The 7041-nt window shown below is 44.7% G+C and carries 4 protein-coding genes; 3 read left to right on the top strand and 1 reads right to left on the bottom strand.

Translation table 11 applies throughout. The annotated features are described in order from the left end of the window. The first annotated feature begins 252 nt into the window (after window positions 1–252). Together ACUNWA_RS13885 and trxA are read left to right on the top strand one after the other, a co-directional pair. Window positions 253–426, top strand: a complete 174-nt coding sequence (locus tag ACUNWA_RS13885; protein ID WP_445592526.1) for a DUF6132 family protein — start codon at window positions 253–255, stop codon at window positions 424–426. Further along, window positions 407–718 carry a thioredoxin gene (gene trxA / locus ACUNWA_RS13880; RefSeq protein WP_445592525.1) on the top strand — a complete coding sequence of 104 codons (312 nt, stop codon included), beginning with the start codon at window positions 407–409 and terminating at the stop codon, window positions 716–718. Before ACUNWA_RS13885 ends, trxA begins: the two co-directional genes overlap by 20 nt. A 62-nt stretch (window positions 719–780) precedes the next feature. Here the strand turns inward: trxA and ACUNWA_RS13875 are convergent, their stop codons facing one another. Then, window positions 781–5334 (bottom strand): hypothetical protein, encoded by a 4554-nt coding sequence (locus ACUNWA_RS13875; protein ID WP_445592524.1) that lies wholly within the window; start codon window positions 5332–5334, stop codon window positions 781–783. Window positions 5335–5524: 190 nt separating this feature from the next. Between ACUNWA_RS13875 and nhaC the strand changes: the two genes are divergently transcribed. After that, entirely contained in the window at window positions 5525–6997 is a 1473-nt protein-coding gene (nhaC, locus tag ACUNWA_RS13870) for a Na+/H+ antiporter NhaC (RefSeq protein ID WP_445592523.1), read from the top strand. Window positions 6998–7041: the final 44 nt, after the last annotated feature.

The raw sequence follows: 7041 nt of genomic DNA, 5'->3' as shown, positions 1-7041 counted from the left end.
AGTAGCTCAGCTGATAGAGCATTAGCCTTCCAAGCTAAGGGTCGCGAGTTTGAATCTCGTCTCCCGCTCAACTTAAAAAGGTTGTCAAAATAAATTGACAACCTTTTCCTTTTTTAAAAAATCTATCACTCATCATTATTATCGATTGAGATTTAAAAACCAATCATCCCCAGCAATGTTTAAACTTAAAAATCGATAAGGGGTCTGTTAAAAAAACACCAAATACAATTAATCTTCTTATTTGCCGGAGCCTTGGGTGGGTGGGCATACTGGAAGCTTATCGGATGTACATCTGGCAGCTGTCCGATAAAATCAGTCTGGTACTATTCCACATTATGGGGAGCTGCTGCAGGTTACCTTATCGGCGATCTGGCATACGCGATTGTAACAAAAATAAAGAAGAATAATGATGAGCGAACGATTTAAGAGTATTATCAAATCAGAACGTCCGGTATTGGTTGATTTTTATGCTGACTGGTGTCAGCCTTGCAAATTGATCCCTCCTATTCTGAAGGAGGTTAAAAGCGCCTTTAAACAAAGTATTCGCATCGTTAAAGTCAATGTTGACAACAACCCGTTTATTGCTTCACAGTATCGGGTAAAAAGCATCCCTACGCTCATCCTCTTCAAGGAAGGAGCTATTCAATGGACAGGAGAAGGTATTGTTGATCCTAGCGAATTAAATTCAGTCATCACGCATCACCTCAACAAAAACTAATTTCATCTCAAAACGTCAATCTAAATTATTCCAATTCAAAATCAAGCGGCCACAAGTCACAATTAATCCGTTGTCTTCAAACTTTCCTTGATTACCTCTAACTGCTCCCGGGGATACGCTTCCTGTGGCTTCATTCCCAATGCCTTTTGATAATAGAAGCGGGCCACACTGTAACTCTTGGACAACATAGCCTGATCTCCATCAGCAATCAGTTTCTCATAAGCCTCTTCATTCTCACTTTTCAATTCCTGCTGAACAGATTCAGTGATCTCATCCAGCTTAATTTTTGGATAAGGCTCATCAATCTTTACGGTCAATGACCGGTTGTAGTAGGCTCTTGCCACTGAATAATTTTTCTGAATGAATGCTTCATCAGCCTTTGCAATCAAATCCTGGTATTCTTCCTCTTTTAGTTGAGAAAGCAGGGAATTAGTCAAACGCTGAATTTCCCGGACCTGATCTTTGGGGTACTGCTCCCACGATTTGACTTCAAGTGCTTTGTTATAATAGAATTTTGAAATACCATACTGTTTATCAGCAAAAGCCTGATCAGCCCTTTGAATAGCCTGCTCATAGTCGGCCAGTTCATGCTGGCTCATGGTTCGGTTGATTATCTCCCGAATCTCCTCCAAACGCTGTTTGGGATAGTTTTCTGCCGGCTTTTCATTAAGCGCTTTCTGATAATAATATTGAGACACCTTGTAATCCTGCTTGATGTAATTCTCATCGGCCGACGCAATATAACTGTTATAGACCTCCTGATCATCAGTTTGAACAACCAGAACCTGCGCAGGAGCCGGTTCTTCAACAACGGTTTGTTCTGCCACAAGCGCTACCTTTTCCTTTTCTTTTTGATCGATTAGGACTAACTGATTAGCCGGGTATTGCTCCAGCGGTTTCATCAAAAGAGCCTCTTTGTACTTCTCTTTTGCCTCTATCCAATTTTCGGCATTAAAGAATTGGTCTCCTAGCCGAATAGCTTCTGCGTAAGCAGCCTCCTGAGCCTTTATTTTCTGATTAGCCAGCAGTACTTGCTCTTTCGGATAAGTTTCATCTGACTTGTAAGTCAACGCTTCTTCATACTGACGCTTCGCATTGGCCCACGCTTCATTTTCAAAAAACTGGTCACCTTCCTGAATGGCCAAAGCATAACTGGCTTCCACCCCTTGCTTCTGGCGCAATTTATTCTTCACCTGCTCAATCCGGCGATCAAGCTCTTCAGAGTTGGCCGGGATAATCTCTTTCGCCTCGCTATAATAGGCTATCGCATTCTGAAACTCTTCTGCCGCTTCTGCCGCTGCAATCTTTTGATCATATGCCAGCTGAATAATACGCTGAAGCGAATCCTGTTGCGCCTTCCTCTGCTGCTCCATGCGAGCCATGGCTTCCTGCTCAATCAATAAATCGATTTGAGCAATACGGTCTTTCGGATACTGCTCGTCCGGGAAAATAGTTAAGGCTCCAACCCAATGTTTTTTGGCTGCAGCATATTCCTTTTGATCAAAAGCCTGTTGGGCATCAGCCAAGGCGGCGGCGTAACGCTCTTGTTTGGCTTGCTGAATGGCCAGGCGCTGTTGCTCTTCTTCAGCAGCCAATCGGGCCAATTCTTCCCTCTGAGCCAGCAGTTTCTGAATTTCTGCAATCCGCTGAAGCGGCACTTGCTCTTCGGGATTATAAGAAGAAGCTTCCTGAAATAGACGCAACGCCTCCTCTAGTTGATCGGCCTTGAATGCTGTTTCGGCCTGACGCATCGTTTGCGCATAAGTCTGGTTAAGTTCCTCCCGCTTTTGAATTTCAGCCAGCAACTCATCAATTTTGGCAATTTGCTCCATCGGGTAGGTTTCATCCGGCATCAGCGTGTTCGCCTGCTGGTATAAATTTCTGGCAGCGGCAAACTGTGAGCTATTGAAAGCTAAATCCGCATTCTTAATTTTCTCATTGTAATCCTGCTGCATCTTCTCGCGTTGCAACTGGTCTTGTGCCAGCTGCTCCAAAATCGTTGTAATTCGGGCAATCTGTGCCTTGGCATAAGTATCGTTTGGCTTTATTTCCAAAGCACTATTGTATGAACTCTTCGATTCACTATAGTTTTCTTCCTGAAAAAACTGATCGCCCGAAGCGATGGCATTCTGAAAAGCAGTTTCGCGCTCCTGCTTAACCAGCCGGTCAATCACAGCCAACTGTTCTTTAGGGTAATTTTCTTCCGGAAGCAAACCCAAAGCTTCTTCGTAGCTAAGGCGAGCTACAGCATATTGCTTATCCGCCAACTCAGCATCAGCACGCTGAATAACCTCGTCGTAGGCCGCACGAGTGGCTTCAGCTGCCAACTGTTCCCGCTGCTGCTGAGCTAAAATAGCATCAATCTCCGTTATTTTCTGCTGTGGATAAGACTCAGCTGGTTTCAACCCTAAAGCCATTTGATAGCTATCACGAGCCGCTGAATAATTTTCGGCAGTCAACAAATCATCGCCTGCCTGAATCGCGGCCAGGTAATCGGCTTCCAGCTTTCTTTCCGCCTCTAGCTGAGTCATGATCTGATCAATCCGATCAAGTTGATTCTTCGGATAATTTTCTTGCGGGAGAATTGCCAAAGCCTCCTGATAACTTGCTTTTGCTTGCTCATACGATTCGCTCTCAAAGTCCTGATCAGCCTTAGCCACCAAGGCATCAAACTGTTGTTTTTGTTCCAGCTGACGCATCTTTCCTTCGGTTGCTGCAATCCGGTCTTTTACCTCTTGGTTATCGGGTTTAACCGCCAGCGCAGCATTGAAATCCCCCAGTGCTGCTGTATAGTCAGCTCTGCTAAAGGCCTCTTCTGCACTAGCCAATAACTCATTGAATTGCTCATCCAACTGCTGCTGTTCTTTTATTCGGGCCAGAATATCATCGATCTCCCGAATTTGCGCAGCAGGATATTCTTCCTTTTTCAACTCCAAAGCTTGCGTATAAAGCGACTTAGCCTGCGTATAAGCTTCACCTGCCTTAGCCTCATCTGCCCGATTGATCAAATCAGCATAATTGTTTTCGAGCTCAAGTCGAGCCAGCTGCTCATCCATTTCCTGCACACGATTTCGCACAGCCTCGTCCTCCTTAATCAGCAGTGCCTGCATCAGGAGTTGTTTAGCCTGTTGAAAATCTTCCTGGCTCGCAAACATGGCAGCCTGTTCAACAAGCTGTTCAAATTGAGCTAGCTGTGCCATAGCCTTATCAATCTCCGCAATTTGTTCTTTAGGATAAGTTTCATCCGGCAGGAAGCTAAGCGCCTGGCTGAAATGCGACTTGGCCAAAACCAGATCTTCATCTTTTAAAGCTTGCTCAGCCTCTGCAATACTTTGCTTATAATTTTCACGATTCTGTATCGCCAGTAAGAAATTCTCCGCTTCCGAAATTCGTTGTAAAGCGGTTTCATCATCCGGCATAAAAGTTAAGGCCTCTCGGAAAGCATCAATGGCTTCCTGATAGTTTTCCCGACCAAAAGCTTTCTCCCCCTGCTCCATCAGCTCTTTATACTGTGCTTTGCGCTGAGCCAGTTCCTGAAGAGCTGCCAGCTCATTGTCGATCTTACTAATTTGTTCGTTTACATAGGTAGCCTGCTCCGGCTTGATGGCCAAGGCCTCCTGGTAAAGACTCTTGGCATCTTCCAGTTTGTTATCCGCATAAAATCCTTCGGCACGAGTAATTAAATCCTGATACTGACGATCCAGTTGCTGTTGAGCCATTAACTCTCCAGCCTTCTCAATTTGAGCTGTGGCATAAGCATCCTCAGTTTTTAGCTCGAGTGCTTCACGATAAACCGCCCTTGCGTCTTCATAATTCTGTCTGGTCATGAAGTCGTCAGCCTGTAATATTTTCTCCTGATAAGCCTGATCGGACTGCTGTCGGCGTTCTTCAGCCAATCGCAACGCACTAATCAAATCATTTAACTCTGCAATGCGATCACGAGGATAATCGCGTTCAGGAAAAAGGCTGCTGGCCCGCTGAAGTTGTTCAATCGCCGCTTCATAGTTTTCATCCGTAGTTAGTGAATTTGCTCTGGCTATGGCTCGCTGATAATCCGCTTCACGCTGTGCTTGGGCAGCTCGCTGCTCCTCGGTTAACGCTTGCTCTTGAGCCCGTGCATTAGCAGCCTGCTCAGCCAATTGAATATCGGAAAAATAAACTTCAGAATCGAAATTATCGATGTTAGCATTGTAAAAAACTCTTCCGGCAGGTTTATAGGTAAAGCTTTTGTCAACACCCGGAATTTCCCTTACCAGCGACACATCAATCTCAAAAGGAGGAAATTCACTGTTTTCGTCCAACACATCCTGCGGAATATGGGTTGAAACGATGATCATCTTTTTATAATAACCTTCCTTAAAGAAGGTCATATTAAACTCATTGTTGTAATCAAATTCAAACCGAAAACGGCCACTACGTGGAGGAGTAAAGGTTTGTTCTTCCTCTCCATTCTTCAATATTAAAATCTTGACATCATCGTTATTGCCATCATCGGTACTTAAACGGCCGATAACCTCCAAGGACACCCCTTTCTGAGCATTAGCACCCACAAAAAAGCCCAGACTTAATAACAATAATAAAGTCCGAATTAAAATTCCCCCCAACTGAATTCGCATAGTTTCCTTTTTCCTTCTATAGTCCATACCGTCATATGACTGACCATAGATTTTGCTTTTCGTGACAATTTAAGAAATTATCTAAACTAAATGATTAATTATTCAGAGCAAAACATCAATTGCACCCTGCAAATTTCTAAAAATTAGCTTTTATTACGTTATTTGTAGTCCCAAAATTTTTAGTCCAAGCATGGTATCGATAAAAAGAACACCCTCCTTAGCGGAAGCATTACTCCCAATCGCCTGCCTTATAGTCCTTCTAACAGTCAATGTTTTTGTGTTTGAAGATACTTTGGCTGGCTCCAATCAAATTGCCTTGCTGCTGGCAGCTACCATTGCCGGTATTATTGTTCGGCGCAACGGCCAAAAATGGGAGCAAACTCACAAGCAGGTTGTCAAAACCATCGGATCGGCAATGCCCTCCATGCTCATTTTGTTACTGATTGGGTCTTTGGCTGGCACCTGGATGATCAGCGGCATTGTTCCGGCCATGATTTACTACGGGCTGGATATCATCAACCCCAATCTTTTTTTGGTAACAGCCGTAATTGTAAGCGCTTTGGTTTCGGTAGCCACTGGCAGCTCATGGTCCACCATTGCCACCATCGGTGTTGCCTTGCTAGGCATTGGAAAAGCCATTGGTTTCAGCGAGCCTATTGTTGCTGGAGCGATTATTTCGGGCGCCTATTTTGGAGATAAAGTATCGCCACTGAGCGACACCACCAACCTGGCACCTGCCATGGCTGGGACCGACCTGTTTACCCATATCCAGTACATGTTTTTTACCACCATACCAAGTTTGCTCATTACACTTGTGCTGTTTTTAATTATCGGTTTCAACTATGAGTTCCAATCGTCCATCACCGATATTGAACTTGTTAAAGTAGCTATTGAGCAGATTTTTAATACCACGCCCTGGCTCTTTCTTGTCCCCATTTTATTGTTTGGTATTATTATCATGAAAGTTCCCCCTGTTCCGTCGCTGATGATTGGAACCTTGCTTGGCGGTGCTTTTGCAGTGCTATTTCAGCCTGAGTTGATTCGCGAAGTAGCCGGCAGTGGAATGAGCTACACCAAAGCCGCGTATGTGAGTTTTATGCAAGCCATGTTTGGCGATATTTCGCTGTCGACCCAAAACGAAAATGTCAACCACTTACTAAGCACCAGCGGGATGCGAGGCATGCTCGATACCATCTGGCTGATTCTTTCAGCGATGGTGTTTGGAGGAATTATGGAAGCGGGAGGACTGCTGTCGCGAATTACCCGCCCTATTATGAAAATGGCCAAATCAACCGGTGCATTGGTGAGTTCAACGGTGGGAACCTGCATTTTCTTCAATGCCACGGCCTCCGACCAATACCTCGCCATTGTGGTACCCGGGCGGATGTACCGCAAAGCTTATGAGGAAAGAGGACTAAAACCGGAAGTGCTCAGCCGGACACTGGAGGATTCCGGCACCATGACTTCGGTACTGATTCCTTGGAATACCTGTGGAGCTACCCAGTCACGCGTGTTGGGTGTTGCTACTTTTGACTATCTGCCTTACTGCTTTTTCAACTTGCTCAGCCCAATTATGAGTATTCTGTTCGCCTATCTGAATATTAAAATACGGCGGTTGGTCAAACCATCCGAAGAAGCCGAACGAGAAAATGCCACTGTCTAAAAAAACTATTCTCTATATTAGAGGCAAACAAACTAATCCAGCTC

The organism is Sunxiuqinia sp. sy24, assembly GCF_052677165.1.
Note: the sequence above shows the minus strand (reverse complement) of the source record. Positions and strands in the feature narration are given on the sequence as shown.